Below are 20,721 nucleotides of genomic sequence, written 5' to 3'. Positions count from 1 at the left end.
CCCTCTTTACGTAGCCGACAGGGCTGCGGCTTTGAGGGTGAAAAGGCTGATTAACAGCCCACCCTTTTCTGTTCCTGGTTTACGCCAGTTTGCATGGTGTTGTGTTTTGTCTGCCAAAAGGGTTTTGTATGTCTGCTGCTCATCTCGGTTTCCCGACTGAAACCGTTGTTGTCTTTGTGGTGATGGCCGTTGGAGCGATGTTTATCGACCTCTTTATGCACCGTCACGATAAACCGATCTCGCTGAAAAGCGCGGCGATGTGGTCCGTTTTCTGGGTCATGATGGCGATGGCCTTCGCCGGGTTCCTGTACGTTCACCACGGCGCCGAGATGGCGAGCCTGTTCCTCACCGGCTACGCGTTGGAAGAGGTGCTTTCCATTGATAACCTGTTCGTGATGATGGCGATCTTCGCCTGGTTCGGCGTGCCGGATAAGTACCGTCACCGCGTGCTCTACTGGGGCGTGCTGGGGGCAATTGTCTTCCGCGGTATTTTCGTGGCTATCGGCACCAGCCTGTTAAGCCTGGGGCCCTACGTCGAAGTGATTTTCGCGCTGGTCGTCGGCTGGACGGCGGTGATGATGCTCAGACGTAATGAAGAGAGTGACGAAGTGGAAGATTACTCGGGTCATCTCGCCTATCGTCTGGTGAAGCGCTTCTATCCGGTCTGGCCAAAAATCAGCAGCAATGCCTTTATTCTGACGCAGAAAGAGGTGGATGCGGAGCTTGAAAAGCCGGAAAACCAGGACGTGATGGTCGGACGCGTGAAGAAGGCGAAGCGCTATGCGACGCCGCTATTACTTTGCGTGGCCGTCGTCGAACTCTCTGACGTGATGTTCGCGTTTGACTCCGTGCCGGCCATTATTGCCGTGAGCCGCGAACCGCTGATTATCTACAGCGCCATGATGTTCGCCATTCTTGGCCTGCGTACGCTTTACTTCGTGCTGGAAGCGCTGAAGCAGTATCTGGTGCATCTCGAGAAAGCGGTGGTGCTTCTGCTGTTCTTCGTGGCGTTCAAGCTGGGGTTAAATGCCACCGATCACTTTTGGCATCACGGTTACAGCATTGGCGCCACGGCCAGCCTGTTTGTGGTATTGGGCGTGCTGGCGCTGGGAATTATTGCGAGCGTGATGTTCCCGGGAAAACGTGAGGCCTGATGCATCGTTTTTCTCCCTCTCCGTGTGGGAGAGGGCTGGGGTGAGGGCACCAGACCGCTCCTAACCCTTAATCGGTGAATTCCGACGCTTGCGCGGGTGATGGAAGTGCCGCCAGTGCGGATCCTGCGCCGCCGCCAGCAGCTCGTGGTCGCCGCGGGTGTCTCCCCAGGCGCGCAGGTGATAGGCGTTGAGATCGCCATACACTTTTTCCAGCCTGGCCACCTTCTGGGCGCAGCGGCAGTTATTGCCCGTGATGCGCCCCGTCAGCTTGCCGTCTTTCACTTCCAGCTGCGTGCCAATCAGCTTAATGCCCAGTTTGTCAGCCCACGGCTGGAGCACCAGCGCCGGGGATGCGGAACAGATGGTCACTTCCGCACCGGAATTCACCTCAGCCGCCACCGCCAGAACCCCTTCGGGACGCATCAGTTTGCTCCAGTATTTTTCGCAAAACGCTTCCGCCTGCTGGCGCAGCCAGTGTTCATCCACGCCCGTCAGGAACGTTTTAATCAGCACTTCCTTCAGCTCATCGCGCGTCAGCTTGCGACGCACGCAGTGGAGCGTGGGCAGCGCCATACGCACCAGGCGGCCCGCGAAGTAACGTTTACCGAAGGCAAAACGCAGGAAAGGAATAAAGCTGTCGTGGTGCGTTAACGTCCCGTCAAAGTCAAAGACAGAGAGCACGTTAGATTTTGCCACCGTCTCGTCGGCAATCATATTGGTCATAAATACGTCTTAGCTGAAATACACATTCTGCGGATCAGTTTACCTGCTTTAGCAGGACAGTCCTTATATCCCCACCATTTTTTTCTCGATCTTGCGATCTCAAAGTCAGTCTATTTTTGGCCTCGATAAGGATTGGCGAAAAAACGACCTGTCTATATTATCGCCACATCGCAAGATATTTAGGGGAACCCATTGAACCCCACAGGTAAGGAAAAACTCACTCACTACTTCTTTCTTGATATGACTCTTAGATCGCTTATTTCAATCCTCACGTTAAGTTTTGCTTCGTTTTCTGCGTTTAGCTTTCAACTTCCAGCGTCGATGGTCTCGATGAACAGTGAGCTGGCAGTTTCACCGGCGAAATCTGCGCTGGTGCATCAGGAAACAGGCCCGCTGCGCTCGCGTATTCTCGATCAATACCAGAAATGGAAAGGCACCCAGTACCGGTGGGGCGGAACCACGCATCGCGGGGTGGATTGCTCCGCGCTGATGCAGCACCTGTTTAGCGATGCGGCACACCTTAATTTGCCGCGCACAACGCGCGAGCAAATTCATCGCGGCGTGCAGGTGGCGCAATATCGCCTGAGGCCCGGAGACCTGGTATTCTTCCAGACGGGTCCGAACCGCAAGCACGTTGGCGTTTATATTGGCGACAGCCAGTTTATTCATGCCTCAAGCAGCCAGGGCGTAACGGTTTCAACCCTGACGGATGATTACTGGCAAGCACACTATATTACCGCTCGTCGGGTCGCAGGCAGCGCGGCCTGACTGCATCAGATGATGTCATCCACGACGCCACCATCGACGCGCAGCGCCGCGCCCGAGGTGGCGGAGGCCTGGGTCGAACAGACATAAATCACCATATTGGCCACCTCTTCAACCGTGGCCGCGCGCTGGATAACCGAGCTGGGGCGGTTGGCCATCACAAACTCTTTCGCCAGCTGCTCCAGCGATTTGCCGGTTTTTTCGATTTCATCTTTCATCATCTCTGCGAAACCGTCAGACATCGTTGGCCCCGGCAAGACGCTGTTGACCGTCACGCCGCTTCCCGCCACGAACTTCGCCAGCCCGCGCGCCAGCGAGAGCTGCGCCGTTTTGGTCACGCCGTAGTGGATCATATCTGCCGGAATATTGCAGGCCGACTCGGACGAGATAAACACCACGCGTCCCCAGCCTTTCTGCACCATGCCCGGCAGCAGGGCGCGGGACAGGCGTACGCCGGACATCACGTTGGTCTGCCAGTAACGCTCCCAGGTCTCATCGTCGGTGGCATAGAAATCCTGCGGACCGTAAATCCCGGCGTTGTTGACCAGAATATCGACGTTATTCGCCACCTTCAGCAGCGATTCTACCCCTTCCGCCGTGCTGAGATCGGCAATCGCGGCGCGCACCTGTACGCCTGGCACTACCTGCTGCAGCTGCTGAATGCCTCTATTCACCGATTCCGTGCTCCGGCCATTGACGATCACTTCCGCACCGCTTTCTGCCAGACCTCTGGCAATGGCGAATCCGATCCCGCCGGTTGAGGCGGTTACCAGCGCCACTTTCCCCGCAAAGTCGATTTTCATCATCTGCTCCTTATCGTTTTAACGTTCGGACCTTAAAGCGTAGCAGGTGAGGATGGCGGCTCCTGGCTAAAAAGGCGCAATAGCGTCTCAACCTGCTCATCAAGCGGGGCGAGAGAGCGCTTTACAATCAGATGTAGCGGCGTTGCTCTGCGTGCGCCGTGGCTCAGCGGCAGGCGTTTCAGCACGCCCTGATCCAGCTGGGTCTGGATACGTTCCTCCGGCAGCCAGCCGTAGCCGACCTGAGAGACCACGGCCTCAATGGCGGCATCGATGGTGGAGAAGGTCCACGACTCGCCGGCCGCGCGCGCGGCGGGCTGGCTGTCCGCAATCTGAATAAGCGGCCACGGGCGTAGCATGTCGTCGTTAAGCGGCGCGTCGAGGTGAAAGAGGGGATGCTGATGATGGGCCACGGCAACAAAGTCGATATTCATCAGCCATTCGCCGAGCCCGGTAATATCCTGGCGGCGGGTTAAGACCATCACATCGGCTTCGTCGTTAATGGCATCGGCGCGGGTATTTTCCAGCACCTCGGTCAGACGTACCTGGGTCTGCGGATACTGCTGCTGGAACTCACGTAGAATAGCGAACAGGCGGCGGCGCGGGAAAATGGAGTCCACCACCAGATCCAGCCGCGTGCGCATTCCGTTGCGAAGGGTCGCTGCGCGCGTCTCAACGTACGAAAAGGCTTTCAGCAGCGGTTTAACCTGGTTGAGCAGCAGTTCTCCTGCCGGCGTTAACACCGCCCGTCGCCCCTCCGGCACCAGCAGCGCCACGCCGAGTCGCTCCTGCAGCAGCGACAGGTTATAGCTCACCGAGGACTGGCTGCGGTGGGTTTCTTCCGCGGCTTTGGCAAAGCTGCCCGCTTCCACCACTTTCGCCAGTAAAGACCATTGTTCCAGCGTCGTCTTGTGCATAATTTATCTAAATTTTGGATGAATTTGATTAAAACATAGCGTTATTCATTCATTTTTTGAAGGGGTACGATCGTCTCATCAAAACAAAGGAGACATCTTATGAACACCTTCGACAAACACGACTTAAGCGGCTTCGTTGGCAAACACCTTGTTTATACCTACGACAACGGCTGGAACTACGAGATTTACGTCAAAAATGAGACCACGCTTGATTACCGTATTCACAGCGGCCTGGTGGCAAACCGTTGGGTGAAAGATCAGCAGGCTTACATCGTGCGGGTAGGGGAGAGCATCTATAAAATTTCCTGGACCGAGCCAACCGGCACTGACGTCAGCCTGATTGTGAACCTGGGCGACAAACTGTTCCACGGCACCATCTTCTTCCCGCGCTGGGTGATGAACAATCCGGAAAAAACAGTCTGCTTCCAGAACGATCATATTCCGCTGATGAACAGCTATCGCGATGCGGGCCCGGCGTATCCAACCGAAGTGATTGATGAATTTGCCACAATCACCTTTGTACGCGACTGCGGTGCCAATAATGAAAGTGTGATCGCCTGCGCGGCCAGTGAATTACCGAAAAACTTTCCAGATAACCTGTAATAAGCGCGACAATTAACTAAAAAGAAAAGTTCCCGGCTATTTCATATTATTTTGAAATAGCCGGGATTTTTTTTGTTTGTTGATGTATGGTTTAAATCATCCCATTTCAAAATGTTGCGGAAGATCACATCAAAAATATTTAATATTAAATTAACTTGTTGTTTTTCAATTGGCTGCTAGTTGTCTTATAGCGTTGTAAACGCTGTCTTAATTTTTCCCTAAGGAAAGAGAGATACTTTGATATAAGTTTATGGTTCGTTGAAATAAACGGGCCAGCATTTGGTTAATATCAAAAACGTGCCATTTTGATTGCAAGGAAATTAATAATGAGTGATTTTCTGCCTTTTTCGCGACCGTCGATGGGCGCTGAGGAAATTGCGGCGCTTCAGGACGTTTTGATGTCGGGCTGGATCACCACTGGGCCTAAGAATCAGGAACTCGAAGAGGCATTCTGTCAGCTTACCGGGAATCAACACGCGATTGCCGTCTGTTCCGCCACCGCGGGAATGCACGTCACGCTGATGGCGCTGGATATTGGCCCGGGCGATGAAGTCATTACCCCTTCCCAGACCTGGGTCTCCACGCTGAATATGATCGTATTACTGGGCGCCACGCCGGTCATGATTGATGTGGATAAAGACACATTAATGGTGACGCCAGAAGCCATTGAAGCCGCCATTACCCCGCATACCAAAGCCATTATTCCCGTTCACTATGCCGGCGCGCCGTGTGAAATCGACGCCATTCACGCCATTGGTGAACGTCACGGTATTCCGGTGATTGAAGATGCGGCCCATGCCGCCGGAACGTACTACAAAAACCGTCACGTTGGCTGGAAGGGAACGGCAATTTTCTCCTTCCATGCCATTAAAAACATGACCTGCGCGGAAGGCGGCCTGGTGGTCACCGATAATGCCCAGCTGGCACAGCGGATCCGCAGTCTGAAATTCCATGGCCTGGGCGTAGACGCCTATGATCGTCAGACGCACGGCCGCGCGCCGCAGGCGGAAGTGATCGCACCGGGCTATAAATACAACCTGGCGGACATCAACGCCGCGCTGGCGCTGGTGCAGTTAGGCAAACTGAAAGAGGCCAACAAACGCCGCCAGGAAATCGCTGAACGCTACCTGCGGGAGCTTGCCGATACGCCGTTCCAGCCGCTCACCATCCCGTCATGGCCGCACGTGCACGCCTGGCACCTGTTTATTATTCGCGTTGATGAAGCGCGCTGCGGGATTTCCCGCGACAACCTGATGGCGGCGCTGAAAGAGAAAGGCATCGGTACCGGCCTCCATTTCCGCGCGGCCCACACGCAAAAATACTACCGCGAGCGTTTTCCTGATGTATCGCTCCCGAATTCTGAATGGAATAGCGCGCGTATTTGTTCTCTCCCTCTTTTCCCGGACATGACTCATGACGACACAACCCGCGTCATTACCGCACTCCATCAGCTTGCAGGACATTGATATGTTCAGTGCACCGCCTGTACAAAAAGTTTCCGTGGTAATCCCGGTTTACAACGAGCAGGAGAGCCTGCCCGAACTGATCCGCCGTACAACGGCCGCCTGCGACACGATGGGCAAGGCCTACGAAATTCTGCTGGTGGATGATGGCAGTAGCGATAATTCCGCGCTGATGCTGACCGAAGCCGCACAGGCTGAAGGCAGCCACATTGTGGCCGTGCTGCTCAACCGTAACTACGGCCAGCACTCGGCGATTATGGCGGGGTTTAGCCACGTCACGGGCGATCTAATCATCACCCTGGACGCGGACCTGCAGAACCCGCCGGAAGAGATCCCGCGCCTGGTGGCCAAAGCCGACGAAGGCTATGACGTGGTCGGCACGGTACGTCAGAACCGCCAGGACAGCCTGTTCCGTAAGCTCGCCTCGCGTACCATCAACCGTCTGATCCAGCGCACGACCGGTAAAGCGATGGGCGATTACGGCTGCATGCTGCGCGCCTACCGCCGCCATATTGTCGACGCCATGCTGCATTGCCATGAGCGCAGCACCTTCATTCCGATTCTGGCGAATACCTTTGCCCGTAAGGCAACGGAAATCCCGGTCCTGCACGCCGAGCGCGAGCACGGGGAATCGAAGTACAGCTTTATGCGTCTCATCAACCTGATGTACGACCTCATCACCTGCCTGACCACCACGCCGCTGCGTCTGCTGAGCGTTTTCGGCAGCATCATCGCCGTTGCCGGTTTTGGGCTGTCCGTTCTGCTGGTGGTACTGCGACTGGTCTTTGGTCCGCAGTGGGCGGCGGAAGGGGTCTTCATGCTCTTTGCCGTGCTGTTTATGTTCATCGGCGCCCAGTTTGTCGGGATGGGTCTCCTCGGTGAATACATTGGCCGTATCTATAACGATGTTCGCGCGCGTCCGCGCTACTTTATTCAACGTGTTGTCCGTCAGGAAAACAAAGCATCTCAAGAGGAAATTCACCCATGAAAGCTGTTGTATTTGCCTATCACGATATGGGGTGCACGGGCACGCTGGCCCTGCTGGAAGCGGGCTATGACATTGCGGCAATCTTTACCCATCCGGACACGGCCGGAGAGAACATCTTTTTCGGCTCCGTGGCGCGTATCGCCGCCGAGCGTGGAATTCCGGTTTATGCGCCGGACGACGTCAACCACCCGCTGTGGGTGGAGCGCATTCGCGCCCTCGCGCCTGACGTCATCTTCTCGTTCTACTATCGCAACCTGATCTGCGACGAGATCTTAGGCCTGGCCGCAAAAGGCGCCTTTAATCTTCATGGTTCTCTGCTGCCCGCCTACCGTGGCCGCGCCCCGCTGAACTGGGTGCTGGTGAACGGTGAAACGGAAACGGGCGTGACGCTGCACCGCATGGTACGCCGTGCGGATGCGGGCGCTATCGTGGCACAGCAGAAGGTCGCTATTGATGCGGACGATACCGCGCTGCAGCTGCATCAAAAGCTGAACGCGACGGCACAGACGCTGCTGCGTGATGCGCTGCCGGGCATCCTTAACGGTAACTTCAGCGAAACCGCACAGGACGAGAGCAAGGCAAGCTGCTTTGGCCGCCGCGCGCCGGAAGATGGTCGTCTGGACTGGAATAAACCGGCCCGCCAGCTGCACAACCTGGTACGCGCCGTAACCGATCCGTGGCCGGGCGCCTACAGCTTTGCGGGCGTAAGCAAATTCATCGTCTGGAAATCCCGCGTGCGTGACGACATCCCGGCCGCTAAACCGGGCACCGTCGTCTCCGTCTCCCCGCTGATTGTGAGCTGCGGCGAGCAGGCGCTGGAGATCGTCACCGGACAAACCGACAACGGCCTGTACGTTCAGGGCACCCAGCTGGCGCAGTCTCTGGGCCTGGTGGCCGGGGCGCTGATCACCAGCGCGCCGGTTGTTGCCATCAAACGCCGCACCCGCGTGCTGATCCTCGGCGTGAACGGTTTTATCGGTAACCACCTGACCGAACGTCTGCTTAAGGACGATAACTACGAGATTTACGGTCTGGATATCGGCGCGGACGCGATCAGCCGCTTCCTGGACAACCCGCGCTTCCACTTCGTGGAAGGGGACATCAGCATCCACTCCGAGTGGATTGAATACCACATCAAAAAATGCGACGTGGTGCTGCCGCTGGTCGCCATTGCCACGCCAATCGAGTACACCCGTAACCCGCTTCGCGTGTTCGAGCTGGACTTCGAAGAGAACCTGAAGATCATCCGCGACTGCGTGAAATACGACAAGCGCATCATCTTCCCGTCCACCTCTGAAGTGTACGGCATGTGTACCGATAAGAACTTCGATGAAGACACTTCCAACCTGGTGGTCGGGCCGATCAACAAACAGCGCTGGATTTACTCCGTCTCCAAACAGCTGCTGGACCGCGTGATTTGGGCCTACGGTGAGAAAGAGGGCCTGCGCTTTACCCTGTTCCGTCCGTTTAACTGGATGGGCCCACGTCTGGATAACCTGAACGCGGCGCGTATCGGCAGCTCCCGTGCAATCACCCAGCTGATCCTGAACCTGGTGGAAGGCTCGCCAATCAAGCTTATCGAAGGCGGGAAACAGAAACGCTGCTTTACGGATATCAGCGACGGTATCGAAGCGCTGTTCCGCATCATCGAAAACAAAGATAACCGCTGCAACGGTGAAATCATTAACATCGGTAACCCGGACAACGAAGCGAGCATTCGCGAGCTGGCCGAGATGCTGCTGGCCAGCTTTGAGCGCCATCCGCTGCGCGATAAATTCCCGCCGTTTGCCGGTTTCCGCGAAGTGGAAAGCAGCAGCTACTATGGTAAGGGCTACCAGGACGTTGAGCACCGTAAGCCAAGCATTCGCAACGCGAAGCGCTGCCTTAACTGGACGCCGACGGTGAAGATGGAGCAGACCATTGATGAAACGCTCGATTTCTTCCTGCGCACCGTGGAGCTGTCGGAACAGGTCTCATGAAAAAAGTCGGTTTACGCATTGATGTCGACACCTTCAGGGGAACGCGTGACGGTGTACCCAAACTGCTGGAGCTGCTGAGCAAGCACGGCGTGCGCTCCAGCATTTTCTTCAGCGTGGGGCCTGACAATATGGGGCGCCATTTATGGCGTCTGATTAAACCGGCATTTCTGTTCAAAATGCTGCGCTCGCGCGCAGCATCCCTCTACGGCTGGGATATTTTGCTGGCAGGCACCGCCTGGCCCGGCAGGCGCATCGGCGCGGGTAATGAAGCGGTTATCCGCGAGGCGGCGCAGCATCATGAGGTGGGTCTGCACGCCTGGGATCACCATGCCTGGCAAGCCTGGGCGGGCGTCTGGGATATCCCGCGCCTGTCCCGTGAGATCGAGCGTGGAATGCTGGAGCTGGAGGCCATTATCGGTCAGCCCGTGCGCTGCTCCGCCGTGGCGGGATGGCGTGCGGATCAGCGCGTGGTGAAAGCTAAAGAGGCCTTCGCGTTTCGCTACAACAGCGATTGCCGCGGAACCGGGCCCTTTTTACCGCTGTTAGGCGAAAATCGCTACGGTACGGTGCAAATTCCGGTCACGCTTCCTACCTGGGATGAAGTGGTCGGGCGCGAGGTGAAAGCGAATGAGTTCAATCGCTACATTCTGGACCGCATTCATCGTGACGCCGGCACGCCGGTGTATACCATCCATGCCGAAGTGGAAGGGATTGCGTATCAGCATGATTTCGACGAACTGCTGACCATGGCCGCTCAGGAGGGCATCGAATTCTGCCCGTTGAGCGAGCTGCTGCCAGACGACCTCAGCACCCTGCCCGTAGGCAAAGTTGTCCGTAATGAAATGGCTGGCCGGGAAGGCTGGCTTGGCTATCAACAAATCGTGAGTCCGGCCCCATGAAAACAGCCCGTTATGGCTTAGCGCTTCTCGCACTGTTTATCGTTTACTACCTCATTCCGGTCGATATCCGCCTGCTCTGGCAGCCTGATGAAACGCGCTATGCGGAAATCAGCCGTGAAATGCTGGCCTCCGGAGACTGGGTAGTCCCGCATTTTCTGGGGCTGCGTTACTTTGAAAAGCCGATTGCTGGCTACTGGATCAACAGCATCGGACAGATGCTGTTCGGGCACACGAACCTCGCCGTGCGCGCCGGGTCTATCTTCTCTACCGGCTTAGCCGCGCTGCTGGTCATCTGGATGGCCTGGCGTCTCTGGCGGGATAAGCGGACCGCCATTTTCTCCGGTCTTATCTTCCTGACCCTCTTCCTGGTGTATGGCATCGGCACGTATGCGGTGCTGGATCCTATCATCACCCTGTGGCTGGTGGCGGCGATGTGCAGCTTCTGGCTGGCGTCACAGGCCCAAACCGTTGCCGGAAAAGCGGGTGGCTATGTGCTGCTTGGGCTGGCCTGCGGGATGGGGGTGATGACCAAAGGCTTCCTGGCGCTGGCCGTTCCGGTGATTGGCGTGCTGCCGTGGGCGATCGCCCAGAAGCGCTGGAAAGAGGTGCTGATTTTTGGCTGGCTCGCGATCCTGAGCTGCGTGCTGATTGTTCTGCCATGGGGGCTGGCCATTGCGCAGCGTGAGCCTGACTTCTGGCGTTACTTCTTCTGGGTGGAACATATTCAGCGTTTTGCCCAGAGCGACGCGCAGCATAAAGCCCCGTTCTGGTACTACATACCGTTCCTGATTGCGGGCAGTCTGCCGTGGCTGGCGCTGCTGCCCGGCGCGTTTCGTCTCGGCTGGAATGACAGACAAAACGCGGGCGGTGGGTTCTATCTGCTGGGTTGGGTGGTGATGCCGCTGCTGTTCTTCAGCATCGCCAAAGGCAAGCTGCCGACCTATATACTGCCCTGCTTTGCCCCGCTTGCTATCCTGATGGCGCGCTATGCCTGCCTCGCGGCGGAGAAAGGCGCCAGAGCGTTACGCATTAACGGCGGAATTAACCTGGCGTTTGGTGTTATCGGCGTGGTGGCCGCGCTGGTGGTCTCGCCGTGGGGACTGTCTAAGCATCCGGTCTGGACCTCGGTCGAACTGTATAAAGTGTTCTGCGCGGTGGTCGCGTTCCTCATCTGGGCGGCGGTAGGCTGGTTTACGTTCCGGCAGAGCCAGCAGCGCTGGTGGCTGGCGGCTCTGTGTCCAGCAGGCCTGGCGCTGCTGATTGGTTTTGCTATTCCTAACCTGGTGGTGGATTCCAAACAGCCGCAGTCGCTGGTCGATACCGTGCGCGAGCCGCTGCAGGAGAGCCGATTCGTGCTCGCCAATAACGTAGGCGTGGCCGCGGGCCTGGCGTGGGAGCTGAAGCGCAATGACATCACGCTGTTTGGTCAGAGCGGCGAACTGCGCTACGGGCTGGATTATCCCGATGTGAAAGATCGTTTTGTCAGTGAGGACGACTTCGCGCAGTGGCTGGCAGCGCATCGTCAGCAGGGGCGCGTGTCGCTGGTCATGCTGCTCTCAAAACGCGACGATATTTCACGGGCGAATTTACCGCAGCCGGACAATCTCTATATCCAGGGGCGTCTGGCCTTGCTGGAGTACCTGCCGAAGTGATGACCTGGATCTGGCTGATACTGGCAAGCCTGCTCAGCTGCGCTGGGCAGCTGTGCCAGAAACAGGCCACCCGTCCGGCGAAAGCCGGGCGGCGCGGGACGCACATCGCGCTGTGGCTTGGTCTGGCACTGCTGGCGCTGGGCAGCGGGATGCTGGTCTGGCTGGTGGTGCTGCAACGCCTGCCTGTCGGCATCGCGTACCCTATGCTGAGCCTCAATTTTGTCTGGGTGACGCTGGCGGCGAAGGTATTCTGGCGTGAAAACGTCGCGTCGCATCACTGGCTGGGGGTGGGGTTCATCATCATGGGGATTGTTATCCTGGGAGGGAGCCTGTGAAAGGGACTTTCTGGGCCTTATGCAGCGTGCTGTTAGTCAGCGCGGCGCAGCTGTTGCTGCGCGATGCCATGCAGGCACTGCCGCCGGTCAGCGATGTTCTGGCGCTTATTTCCGCGCTGTGGCACTTCTCATCCGGCACGGGGGCGCTGCTGCTGGGGTTGATGGGGTATGTGGCCTCCATGGGCTGCTGGTATCTGGCGCTGCATCGTATGGCGCTCAGCAAAGCGTATGCCTTGCTGAGTCTTAGCTACATCCTGGTGTGGGCCGCGGCGATCCTGCTGCCCGGCTGGGGAGAACGCTTCTCCTGGCACGGGCTGGTGGGCGTCGGGTTTATTATTCTGGGTGTGTTAGTGATTTTTCTGCCCCGAACGTCCCGACGTGAATAATCGATTCGTGGGTCAGGGTGTAAGGGGTCGATGTACAGACGGCAAGGCTCAGCGAACCGACCTGTAGCTGGCTGACCGCGTGCGTCTGCGCCGTGCTGTCGATGCTGACAATCTGCCAGGCGCTGCCGCCGCGCTGCTTTATGATCGCCTCTTTTCGCGTCCAGATACGCCAGAAGGCGGCAAGCCGTTCCTCTGGCGCCTCGCGCTCAAGCTCATCATGCTCCGTCATGCTGAAGACCGCATTCGCCAGCGCCTGCCAGTTTTTCCTGGGACGAATCACTTCGATATCACAGCCGACTTCGCCTTCATCGCTCATCAGCAGGGCGATATCGTCACCGCTGTGGCTCAGGTTAAACCACAGCGGATGACCCTTCGCAAAGGCCGGTTTCCCCTGCTCGCCGTAAATAATGTCGGGGAGTGGGTGAGGGGATAACGTTCTCGCGAGCAGCGTCCTCCCGGCCAGCCAGGAGGCCTGTTGGGCACCCTGAGGCGCCCTGTCTGCGAGCGTTGACGCCAGCGGGTCCGCGCAAAGGGTGGAGATTTTTCCCAGTACAAACTGGTACATAGTTACGCCCAGCGTTTAATGATAATCGAGGTGTTGATGCCGCCAAACGCGAAGTTATTGCTCTGCAAATACTCGCAGTCAATCTGACGGGCTTCTCCCATAATATAATCTAAAGCACCGCATTGCTCATCCGGCTGCGTTAAATTGAGCGTCGGGGCAAACCAGCCTTCACGCATCATCTGCAGGCTCATCCACGCTTCCAGCGCGCCGCAGGCCCCAAGCGTATGGCCAAAATAGCTCTTCAGCGAGGAAACCGGCACGTTATCACCGTAGATAGCGGCAGTGGCCTGGCTTTCGGCGATATCGCCGCGATCGGTGGCGGTACCGTGCGCGGAAATATACCCCATATCCCGGGCGCTTAATCCCGCCATAGCCAGCGACTGCTCCATGCAAATCTGCATGGTGTCACGCTGAGGCTGGGTGATATGGGCCGCGTCACAGTTGGTGGCAAAGCCCACGATCTCGCCATAGATTGTGGCCCCGCGCGCTCTGGCGTGCTCCAGTTCTTCCAGAATCAGGGTGCCAGCGCCTTCCCCAATGACCAGACCATCGCGCTGCGTATCGAACGGTGAAGGGGTGGTTTTGGGTTCGTCGTTACGCTGGCTGGTGGCAAACAGCGTGTCAAACACCGCTGCTTCAGACGGACACAGCTCCTCCGCGCCACCCGCGACCATCACGGTCTGATACCCGTGGCGAATCGCCTCCCAGGCATAGCCAATCGCCTGGCTGCCGGAGGTACAGGCGCTCGACGTCGGGATCACGCGGCCACGCAATCCAAAGAACAGGCCGGTATTCACCGCGGTCGTGTGCGGCATCATCTGGACGTAGGTTGTCCCGGTGATGTTATTGGTGTGCTTTTCGGTAAGCATGGTGGCGAATTCGCTGACCGGGCCGGTGCTGCCTGTCGAAGAACCGTAGGCGATACCCGTTTGACCATTGGTGAGCACCGCTTCGCCAATCAGCCCCGCCTGCTCCAGCGCCAGCTCGGTGGCGCGGGTCGACATCAGCGACACCCGGCCCATGGCGCGAATACGCTTGCGGGTATAGTGTTCCGGCAGCGTGAAATCATCGATCGGCGCGCCGAGCAGGGTATGCAGGCCATCATAGACCTGCCATTCCGGCATTTTACGCACCGCGTTTTCATACGCCAGCAGCCTGCTGGACACGGATTGCCAGTTTTCGCCAAAGGCGGTCACGCCGCCCATGCCCGTAATCACCACGCGACGCGTCATAGCATTCCTCCGTTAATGGAAATGACCTGGCGGGTAACGTAGCCCGCGATATCCGACATCAGATAGCTTGCCAGCCCGGCGACTTCTTCAGCCTGGCCCATACGTTTCATTGGAATGATGGACATCGCTTCCTTCAGCGCGGCTTCTTCCATCTCAATCATGCCGGTATCAATCAGCCCCGGGGCAATGCAGTTCACGGTGATTTTGCGTTTTGCCAGCTCAATCGCCAGCGCTTTGGTGGCGCCGATAATGCCCGCTTTTGCCGCGCTGTAGTTCACCTGCCCGCGGTTACCCATCACGCCGGACACGGACGATAAGGTGATAATGCGTCCTCCTTTACGGGTGCCAATCATCGGCATAATGCAGGGGTGAATGACGTTATAAAAACTGTCGAGATTGGTGTGGATCACGCTGTCCCAGTCGTCTTCGCTCAGCGCCGGAAAGGCGCCGTCGCGGGTAATTCCGGCGTTGCTGACAACGCCATACCATGCGCCATGGGTTTCAATCTCCTGCTCCAGCACCTCGCGGCACTGTTCGCGGTTGCCCACATCAAAGGCGAGTAGACGACCGTTCCCACCCGCCTGCGTGATGGCGTCCAGCGTCTCCTGCGCGCCTGCGGCATCACGATGGTAATGCACGCCTACGGTAAACCCGTCGGCGGCAAGCTGGCGGGCAATGGCGCGCCCTATGCCTTTGCTGGCCCCTGTGACCAGTACGGAACGACTCATGCGTTAGATCCCTGATTAAATAGCGATGTTAATTCTTCTGCGCTCGGCTGGAAGGTATTGACCCGGCCCGTGGCCAGCGTCTCTTCATTAGCGGAAATCGCGCATTCAAAACTGCCGAAGCGTTCGTCCTGCATCAGCAACTTAACGGTAATGTCCAGCGTCAGGCCTGCGGCGAAATGCCCGCTGGCGCAGACCAGCTCGCGCGCGCCGAGCACCATGCCCAGCGCGATATGTTCCTGCCCCTGCTGCTGACGATGCCAGCCTGACCAGACGCCAACGGTCTGCGCCATTAGCTCAAGCGCGTACCAGCCCGGCAGGTCGCCATCGGCATTGAGAAACGGCGCCAGCACGCTTTGCCCGTTGACTGCCACGCGGCAGACCGCCATCTCGTCCGTAACTTTCTCTACGGACCCCAGCAGCATCATCGGCGCCTCGTGCGGCAGATAGGCTTCGGGTGATAAGTAGCTCATGAGGCTCTCCCCAGCAGAATGCTGGCGTTGTTGCCGCCAAACGCGAACGAGTTAGACAGAATAACCGGCTTTTTCAGCGCGATGTGCCGGTGCAGCAGGCCGCACGGCGCCAGCGTGTCGTCGGGCGCGTAGCGGGCGAAGTCCTGCGGCGGCAACGGTAGATCGCGCGAAAGAATCAGCCAGCTCAGGGCCGCTTCGGTAATACCGGCAGCGCCCAGCGTATGGCCGGTAAGGTGTTTGGTTGAGCTGCACGGCACGCTTTCCCCGAAGAGATCGTGTACCACCTGCGATTCAATCTGATCGTTAAGCGGCGTGGCCGTGCCGTGCAGGTTGATGTAGCCGATATCCTCCGGCTGCATGCCCGCTTCGTTAAGCGCCTGAGTAATCGCCCTTATCGCCCCTTCGCCCTGCGGATGCGGGGCGGAAATATGGTACGCATCGCTGGATTCACCCGTCCCGAGCAGCGCCACGTCGGCGGGCTCGCGGCTCAATACCATCAGCGCGGCGGCTTCTCCGATGGTGATCCCCTTGCGGTCGCGACCAAACGGTTCGCAGAGCGAAGGGGAGAAGGATTCAAGGCTGTTAAAGCCGTTGACGGGCATCCGGCTCAGGGTATCTGCTCCGCCGACGATGGCGATGTCAACCAGCCCGGCTTCGATCAGACGTTTGCCGCCGATCATCGCCCGCGCGCTGGAAGAGCAGGCTGTTGAAATCGTATAGGCCGGGCCTTCGAGCTGAAGCCAGCTGGCGAGGAAGCGGGACGGATCGCCAAGCTCCTGCTGCGGGTACTGCCAGCGCGTGCTCGCTTCGCCATGGGTCATGCGCTGTACGTGCTCATCGCCTTCATCCAGCCCGGAGGTACTGGTTCCCAGCACCACGGCCACACGGTCGCGACCGACGCGGGCGATAGCCTCGTCGACGGCTGGCTGAATCTGCGCCAGCGCGGCCAGCAGCAGCTGGTTATTGCGGGTGCGGTGTGCGGAGAAGGTGTCCGGGATGGGCGGCAATTCGCCTTCAACGCCGCCCAGAACGGCTTCGGGTGAGTCCTGCAACCAGCCGGTCCGGGCGTGCATACCCGGCGCCACGCCTGCCACCAGGTTCGCGGCAATCATATCAGGCGAATTGCCCAGCGCGTTGACCATGCCAACAGCGGAAATATAAATCATCTCAGTCACCCAGATATTGAATGGTGATGTGGTATTTGAATACGTTTTGCTCGATGCTGATCGGCTCGCGCTTGCCTTTACGCTGCAGGTAGACAATCTCCGTCACCAGCTTTCCGCTGGCGTTACGCAGCTCGCGTCGATCGCCATTGTCCGTTAGCGTCCAGCCCTTCGGCAACTGCGGCTGCCAGGCGCTAATTGGCCAGTGGCTTAGCATCACGTCCGCCAGCACCTGGCTGGCGGGCGGCAGCTGCGGCACAACGATCGACTGTTCGGTATGAATACCGGTCTCATCGTACGTCGCCAGGAACAGACGGATCCCCACGGAAGAGAGCCCGGCCAGCGTCACCTTATGCGCATCCGCGTTGAGCATCACCAGCAGGGACTGCGTTTGTCCGTTAAAGCTGCCGGTCAGCAGCTGCTGGGAGCTTACCGCCGGGCTGATGCCGGGCGGCGGCAGCGTCACTCTGGTTCCCGGCTGGAGCCAGGCCTGGGGACGCGTCTCTTTGGTATCGGTCGAATGGCTGCAGCCCGCCAGCAGCAGCGCTGCGGCCAGCGCGACGGCGCGGTAAAAAGCGTTCATTTACGTTTTCTCTCTTTCTTATCCGGCATCGCCAGCGGCGCCAGCAGGAAGGCGGTAAAAATACCGCTCACCAGCACGATACCAAAGCTGCTGATGGCCTGGGTGGCGCTGAAGACGAGCATGCCCAGCGTCAGCAGCGTGGTCATCATGGCCAGCGTAATCGCCAGCATTGAGGTGAGCGGCGTACCGCGCGGATTGCTGAAAAACAGCGTGTAGTTAATGCCAATGCCGAGCACCAGTACCAGCGCCAGAAGTGAAAACAGATTCACCGGGTGGCCCGTTGCGGCCAGGACCGACAGCCCGCAGGTCAGCGATAGCAAGGACGGCACCAGGCTTATCAGCCCTTTACGCCAGCCGAGGCGCAGCATCGCCCCGCAGGCAATCACCGCCAGCGCCGCAAACAGTAGCCCCGTCAGCAGCGTGCGGTAGAGGGCAAACAGGCTGTCAAAGCTGGCTTTGCGATCGACCCAGACGACGCCGTCATGGCGCGCGGCCAGCTCACCGAGGTAAGCGCTGTTTTTCGCACCGTCCACCGGCACGAGCACGCCGCTTTCCCCGTCGGGCAGGGTCAGCCAGAGCAGACGCCAGCCTTCGCTCGCCGGGCTTTTAAGCCACGCGTCCACGCTGACCGGCATGGCGTCGAGATTCGGGGCGACGGCGTTGAGCCCGGCGCTTTTCAGCACGTTCATTACCGCAGGCGCGGCGTTTTGTAGAAGCGTAAGATCGCTTTTCTGGCGGGCCAGCGAGTTCAGCGGCAGGGTGCGCCAGCGGACAATCTCTCCCGCTTTTTGCGCCTCCGCCAGCGCCGGGGTAAAGGCTTCCAGCCGCTCCAGCGTTTGCTGAGGCGAGGCGCCGTGAACCACAAACCATTTCTGATCGACGCTCTGTCCGGTCAGGGCGGTAATGGCCTTCTCCTGCGCCAGAATATCTTTCGGCAGCGCCTGCAGCTGGGCGATGTCGTCGTCCACCCTCAGCGTACTCATCCCCACGGCGGAGAGCAGCGCCAGCGCGACGGGCAAACCAACGGACAATTTTTTACTGCGCCGCCAGGCGGCCAGCCAGCGCAGCATCAGGACCATAAATGGAACCGGGCGCACCGGTAACCCACGGCACAGCCACGGATGCCAGAAAATCACCGTCAGGCAGGAGGCGCTCAGCCCCACGGCGGCGAACACCGCCATCTGGCGGATCCCGGGGAAGGGGGCCAGCATCATAATCAGGTAGGCGGCGACCGTCGTCAGCAGCGCCAGCAGCAGCGCATTGCGTACTTTCGCCAGGCTTTGCCAGGGGGAGTGCTCCGCGCCGTGCACCATCCGTTCGGTCAGGTAGTAGAGCGTGTAGTCGGCTGAAATACCGATGATGCTCATGCTCATCACCAGCGTCATCAGATGCAGCTCGCCAAAGAGCAGCAGCGTCACCACCGTGCCCGCCAGCGCGCCGATGGCAATCGAGAGCACGCTCAGCAGCAGCGGACGCAAAGAGCGGAACACCGCCACGATGAGCAGGAACACGCCAAGCAGGGTGGCGATACCCAGCGTCGAGACGTCGCGTTTGGCCTGCTGGCTGGCGTAATCGCTGTAAAACACCGTCCCGCGGGAAAGCAGCTGCGCCTGCGGGTAACGCGCTTTTAGCGTCTCCTGCAGCGCGTTAAGCGTCGTCACGAGCCGGTGGGTCTGCTGCATATCAAATGACGAGCCCGCCAGCTCTCCGTGCAGAAGATACCAGTAGTTTCCCGCCTCATCTTTTGTGACCAGCCAGCCGTCCATCAGCCGTAGCTTCTGGCCGTTTTGCGCCAGAGCGAGCTGCGAGCCGCGCATCAGCATCAGGGGATCGTTTTGCAGCTCTTTGCCGCTGACGCCGGAAAAGGCCGAATAAAGCTGAGATAAAATCCACTGCGCCTGCGCTTCTCCGCCGTTTTGCAGGCGGGCGCGGGTGGCGGGATCGATCAGGCCATTTCGGTGCTGCCAGAAGAACTCTCCCCAGGCCTTTTGCCCGGCGGCGTCCATCGGGCCTTTGACCTCGCTAAGCGAATCAGTGCTTTGCAGCAGCGCCAGCCACTGCTGCGCCACGCGCGGATCGGGCTCTTTGCCGGGGCTGACCAGCCAGACCAGCTGGCGGTCGAGACGCTGCATAAACCCGTCGTTGAGCGCCGGCGGGATCGCCCCCAGCGTCTGCTTCGGCAGCATGGCCAGCACGCTGCTGTTCAGACGCGCGCCGGGCAGCAGCGACAGCAGCACGCCCATCAGAATCAGGCATAGCGTGGCCCACAGCAGCGCCGGGCGCAGGGATTTACGGTGCGGCAAAGCGTTGGCGTTCGTCATCGGTCAGGCTGGCGGGCGTCAGTTGGTGGCATGAAAGGGCGATATCGGTACGGTCGCCCTGTTTGTCGTTGAGGCGAATCGTCTCCAGATAGGTCGCGCCGCCCAGATCGAGGGTGGCGAAAATCTTGTCCAGCGGCGTCGTTTTTGGCGTAAGCACCAGCGACCAGCGGCCCGCTCCCAGGTCTTTAAAATCAATGCGGAAGTTCTCTTCCAGCACCTTGCGGTCGGCCTGGAACAGGGCGCGCAGAAGATGATTGAACTGGAACATCTGCGGATTATTGTCGGCAGTGATGGTCTGCGGCGGCTGGCCGTTGATTGCCTGAACCATCCGCTTGTCGTCCAGCAGCAGCGTCATCGGAAACGGCGCTTTTTGATCCCACAGCAGGCCGCTGTCGCGGGCGATCAGCATTTCGCCCTGCGAGCGCAGCGGCTGCGGCATATCTTTTATGGTGCGAACCTGTTCGAAGTGCGCGCGCACCACGGGCTGCTCGGTGAAGCGCTGCTGCAGCTCATCCAGCGTCACGGCGCTGACCAGCGGGCTGAGGATTAGCGCCAGTAAAGGCAACCATTTCATGGCGTTACTCCCATACGTTCAAACAGTATTGCCGGGCTCACAAAGCACATTTCGCGGGTGGCTTCTTCCACCGCCACCTGGATGGTGTACCCGGTGGTCGTGCGTTTGCCGGTCTGCGCATCGAAAATTTGATAGGCAATGCGCAGGCGATTTTCATACTCTTCAACGTGCGCGCGGACGCGAATACGCTGCTCAAAGGTCACCGCATCGCGGTATTTCACCCGCGTGTCGACGACGGGCCAGACGTAGCCGGAGGCCTTCATCTGGCGATAGCCATAGTCAAACTGATTGAGCAGCGCCTCGCGGGCGATCTCAAAGTAGCGGAAATAGTTACCGTGCCAGACCACGCCCATCATATCGACGTCGTGGAACGGAACGGTGATCTCGACTTCAGTCGTAAAGCGGGGATCGGTCAGCACCC

General features: G+C 58.8%; 22 protein-coding genes. 10 read left to right on the top strand and 12 right to left on the bottom strand.

Going from position 1 to position 20,721, the window contains the following annotated elements; translation table 11 throughout:
- Window positions 1-128: 128 nt before the first annotated feature.
- A complete protein-coding gene (locus PUP35_RS20615; RefSeq protein ID WP_274241185.1) occupies window positions 129-1,154 on the top strand; it encodes a TerC/Alx family metal homeostasis membrane protein in 1,026 nt (341 codons plus the stop codon).
- A 60-nt stretch (window positions 1,155-1,214) separates the two neighbouring features.
- Here the strand turns inward: PUP35_RS20615 and PUP35_RS20610 are convergent, their stop codons facing one another.
- Entirely contained in the window at window positions 1,215-1,877 is a 663-nt protein-coding gene (locus PUP35_RS20610) for an HAD family hydrolase (protein ID WP_274241183.1), read from the bottom strand.
- A 240-nt stretch (window positions 1,878-2,117) separates the two neighbouring features.
- On the opposite strand from PUP35_RS20610, the gene PUP35_RS20605 reads away from it, so the two are divergent.
- A complete protein-coding gene (locus tag PUP35_RS20605) occupies window positions 2,118-2,645 on the top strand; it encodes an NlpC/P60 family protein (RefSeq protein ID WP_407719102.1) in 528 nt (175 codons plus the stop codon).
- A gap of 5 nt (window positions 2,646-2,650) precedes the next feature.
- On the opposite strand, the gene PUP35_RS20600 is transcribed toward PUP35_RS20605, so the two are convergent.
- A complete protein-coding gene (locus PUP35_RS20600) occupies window positions 2,651-3,445 on the bottom strand; it encodes an SDR family NAD(P)-dependent oxidoreductase (RefSeq protein ID WP_115876820.1) in 795 nt (264 codons plus the stop codon).
- A gap of 32 nt (window positions 3,446-3,477) precedes the next feature.
- On the bottom strand, window positions 3,478-4,359 hold the full coding sequence (locus tag PUP35_RS20595) for a LysR family transcriptional regulator (RefSeq protein WP_274241180.1): 882 nt from the start codon (window positions 4,357-4,359) through the stop codon (window positions 3,478-3,480).
- Window positions 4,360-4,458: 99 nt separating this feature from the next.
- Here PUP35_RS20595 and PUP35_RS20590 point away from each other — a divergent pair, with 99 nt between their 5' ends.
- The 8 genes from PUP35_RS20590 to arnF all read left to right on the top strand — a co-directional run bounded on the left by PUP35_RS20590 (window position 4,459) and on the right by arnF (window position 12,664).
- Entirely contained in the window at window positions 4,459-4,962 is a 504-nt protein-coding gene (locus PUP35_RS20590; protein WP_008503103.1) for a phenolic acid decarboxylase, read from the top strand.
- A gap of 326 nt (window positions 4,963-5,288) precedes the next feature.
- Window positions 5,289-6,428, top strand: a complete 1,140-nt coding sequence (gene arnB, locus PUP35_RS20585; protein WP_274241177.1) for a UDP-4-amino-4-deoxy-L-arabinose aminotransferase — start codon at window positions 5,289-5,291, stop codon at window positions 6,426-6,428.
- A gap of 1 nt (window position 6,429) precedes the next feature.
- Window positions 6,430-7,413, top strand: coding sequence for an undecaprenyl-phosphate 4-deoxy-4-formamido-L-arabinose transferase (gene arnC, locus PUP35_RS20580; RefSeq protein WP_149367193.1), 984 nt, complete (start codon window positions 6,430-6,432; stop codon window positions 7,411-7,413).
- The gene (gene arnA / locus PUP35_RS20575; protein ID WP_274241175.1) at window positions 7,410-9,392 is read left to right on the top strand and encodes a bifunctional UDP-4-amino-4-deoxy-L-arabinose formyltransferase/UDP-glucuronic acid oxidase ArnA; all 1,983 of its coding nucleotides are present in this window, start codon (window positions 7,410-7,412) and stop codon (window positions 9,390-9,392) included. Before arnC ends, arnA begins: the two co-directional genes overlap by 4 nt.
- Window positions 9,389-10,291, top strand: a complete 903-nt coding sequence (arnD, locus tag PUP35_RS20570; RefSeq protein ID WP_274241173.1) for a 4-deoxy-4-formamido-L-arabinose-phosphoundecaprenol deformylase — start codon at window positions 9,389-9,391, stop codon at window positions 10,289-10,291. The genes arnA and arnD overlap by 4 nt, the downstream gene beginning before the upstream one ends.
- Window positions 10,288-11,943, top strand: coding sequence for a lipid IV(A) 4-amino-4-deoxy-L-arabinosyltransferase (arnT, locus tag PUP35_RS20565; protein WP_223580678.1), 1,656 nt, complete (start codon window positions 10,288-10,290; stop codon window positions 11,941-11,943). Before arnD ends, arnT begins: the two co-directional genes overlap by 4 nt.
- The gene (arnE, locus tag PUP35_RS20560) at window positions 11,943-12,278 is read left to right on the top strand and encodes a 4-amino-4-deoxy-L-arabinose-phosphoundecaprenol flippase subunit ArnE (protein WP_232057400.1); all 336 of its coding nucleotides are present in this window, start codon (window positions 11,943-11,945) and stop codon (window positions 12,276-12,278) included. The genes arnT and arnE overlap by 1 nt, the downstream gene beginning before the upstream one ends.
- Window positions 12,275-12,664, top strand: a complete 390-nt coding sequence (gene arnF / locus PUP35_RS20555) for a 4-amino-4-deoxy-L-arabinose-phosphoundecaprenol flippase subunit ArnF (RefSeq protein ID WP_115876827.1) — start codon at window positions 12,275-12,277, stop codon at window positions 12,662-12,664. Before arnE ends, arnF begins: the two co-directional genes overlap by 4 nt.
- Here arnF and acpT read toward each other — a convergent pair.
- From acpT to PUP35_RS20510, 9 genes are read right to left on the bottom strand one after another with little or no spacing between them, the layout of a single operon-like run.
- Window positions 12,612-13,229: a 4'-phosphopantetheinyl transferase AcpT gene (acpT, locus tag PUP35_RS20550; RefSeq protein WP_115876828.1), complete on the bottom strand. Its 618-nt coding sequence runs from the start codon at window positions 13,227-13,229 to the stop codon at window positions 12,612-12,614. The genes arnF and acpT overlap by 53 nt on opposite strands.
- A 2-nt stretch (window positions 13,230-13,231) precedes the next feature.
- Window positions 13,232-14,461: a beta-ketoacyl-ACP synthase gene (locus PUP35_RS20545; protein ID WP_115876829.1), complete on the bottom strand. Its 1,230-nt coding sequence runs from the start codon at window positions 14,459-14,461 to the stop codon at window positions 13,232-13,234.
- Complete coding sequence (locus PUP35_RS20540; protein ID WP_111963734.1) at window positions 14,458-15,189, bottom strand: 3-ketoacyl-ACP reductase FabG2; 732 nt, start codon at window positions 15,187-15,189, stop codon at window positions 14,458-14,460. The genes PUP35_RS20545 and PUP35_RS20540 overlap by 4 nt, the downstream gene beginning before the upstream one ends.
- On the bottom strand, window positions 15,186-15,659 hold the full coding sequence (locus PUP35_RS20535) for an ApeP family dehydratase (protein WP_115876830.1): 474 nt from the start codon (window positions 15,657-15,659) through the stop codon (window positions 15,186-15,188). Before PUP35_RS20535 ends, PUP35_RS20540 begins: the two co-directional genes overlap by 4 nt.
- Entirely contained in the window at window positions 15,656-16,825 is a 1,170-nt protein-coding gene (locus PUP35_RS20530; RefSeq protein ID WP_271369594.1) for a beta-ketoacyl-[acyl-carrier-protein] synthase family protein, read from the bottom strand. The genes PUP35_RS20535 and PUP35_RS20530 overlap by 4 nt, the downstream gene beginning before the upstream one ends.
- Window position 16,826: 1 nt before the next feature.
- On the bottom strand, window positions 16,827-17,405 hold the full coding sequence (locus PUP35_RS20525; protein ID WP_274241162.1) for a DUF3261 domain-containing protein: 579 nt from the start codon (window positions 17,403-17,405) through the stop codon (window positions 16,827-16,829).
- A complete protein-coding gene (locus PUP35_RS20520) occupies window positions 17,402-19,726 on the bottom strand; it encodes an MMPL family transporter (protein WP_274241160.1) in 2,325 nt (774 codons plus the stop codon). Before PUP35_RS20520 ends, PUP35_RS20525 begins: the two co-directional genes overlap by 4 nt.
- Entirely contained in the window at window positions 19,695-20,300 is a 606-nt protein-coding gene (locus PUP35_RS20515) for a LolA family protein (RefSeq protein ID WP_274241158.1), read from the bottom strand. The genes PUP35_RS20520 and PUP35_RS20515 overlap by 32 nt, the downstream gene beginning before the upstream one ends.
- Window positions 20,297-20,719, bottom strand: coding sequence for an acyl-CoA thioesterase (locus PUP35_RS20510; RefSeq protein WP_023309526.1), 423 nt, complete (start codon window positions 20,717-20,719; stop codon window positions 20,297-20,299). The genes PUP35_RS20515 and PUP35_RS20510 overlap by 4 nt, the downstream gene beginning before the upstream one ends.
- Window positions 20,720-20,721: the final 2 nt, after the last annotated feature.

Source organism: Enterobacter sp. S-33, from assembly GCF_028735835.1.
Classification (GTDB): Bacteria; Pseudomonadota; Gammaproteobacteria; order Enterobacterales; family Enterobacteriaceae; genus Enterobacter; species Enterobacter vonholyi.
The sequence above is the reverse complement of the archived record's forward strand: the minus strand, read 5'-3'. Positions and strand labels throughout refer to the sequence as shown.

Coding starts and splice junctions, on each gene's coding strand:
- PUP35_RS20615 (WP_274241185.1), top strand. CDS start 129: ATGTCTGCTGCTCATCTCGGTTTCCCGACTGAAACCGTTGTTGTCTTT.
- PUP35_RS20610 (WP_274241183.1), bottom strand. CDS start 1,877: ATGACCAATATGATTGCCGACGAGACGGTGGCAAAATCTAACGTGCTC.
- PUP35_RS20605 (WP_407719102.1), top strand. CDS start 2,118: ATGACTCTTAGATCGCTTATTTCAATCCTCACGTTAAGTTTTGCTTCG.
- PUP35_RS20600 (WP_115876820.1), bottom strand. CDS start 3,445: ATGAAAATCGACTTTGCGGGGAAAGTGGCGCTGGTAACCGCCTCAACC.
- PUP35_RS20595 (WP_274241180.1), bottom strand. CDS start 4,359: ATGCACAAGACGACGCTGGAACAATGGTCTTTACTGGCGAAAGTGGTG.
- PUP35_RS20590 (WP_008503103.1), top strand. CDS start 4,459: ATGAACACCTTCGACAAACACGACTTAAGCGGCTTCGTTGGCAAACAC.
- arnB (WP_274241177.1), top strand. CDS start 5,289: ATGAGTGATTTTCTGCCTTTTTCGCGACCGTCGATGGGCGCTGAGGAA.
- arnC (WP_149367193.1), top strand. CDS start 6,430: ATGTTCAGTGCACCGCCTGTACAAAAAGTTTCCGTGGTAATCCCGGTT.
- arnA (WP_274241175.1), top strand. CDS start 7,410: ATGAAAGCTGTTGTATTTGCCTATCACGATATGGGGTGCACGGGCACG.
- arnD (WP_274241173.1), top strand. CDS start 9,389: ATGAAAAAAGTCGGTTTACGCATTGATGTCGACACCTTCAGGGGAACG.
- arnT (WP_223580678.1), top strand. CDS start 10,288: ATGAAAACAGCCCGTTATGGCTTAGCGCTTCTCGCACTGTTTATCGTT.
- arnE (WP_232057400.1), top strand. CDS start 11,943: ATGACCTGGATCTGGCTGATACTGGCAAGCCTGCTCAGCTGCGCTGGG.
- acpT (WP_115876828.1), bottom strand. CDS start 13,229: ATGTACCAGTTTGTACTGGGAAAAATCTCCACCCTTTGCGCGGACCCG.
- PUP35_RS20545 (WP_115876829.1), bottom strand. CDS start 14,461: ATGACGCGTCGCGTGGTGATTACGGGCATGGGCGGCGTGACCGCCTTT.
- PUP35_RS20540 (WP_111963734.1), bottom strand. CDS start 15,189: ATGAGTCGTTCCGTACTGGTCACAGGGGCCAGCAAAGGCATAGGGCGC.
- PUP35_RS20535 (WP_115876830.1), bottom strand. CDS start 15,659: ATGAGCTACTTATCACCCGAAGCCTATCTGCCGCACGAGGCGCCGATG.
- PUP35_RS20530 (WP_271369594.1), bottom strand. CDS start 16,825: ATGATTTATATTTCCGCTGTTGGCATGGTCAACGCGCTGGGCAATTCG.
- PUP35_RS20525 (WP_274241162.1), bottom strand. CDS start 17,405: ATGAACGCTTTTTACCGCGCCGTCGCGCTGGCCGCAGCGCTGCTGCTG.
- PUP35_RS20520 (WP_274241160.1), bottom strand. CDS start 19,726: ATGACGAACGCCAACGCTTTGCCGCACCGTAAATCCCTGCGCCCGGCG.
- PUP35_RS20515 (WP_274241158.1), bottom strand. CDS start 20,300: ATGAAATGGTTGCCTTTACTGGCGCTAATCCTCAGCCCGCTGGTCAGC.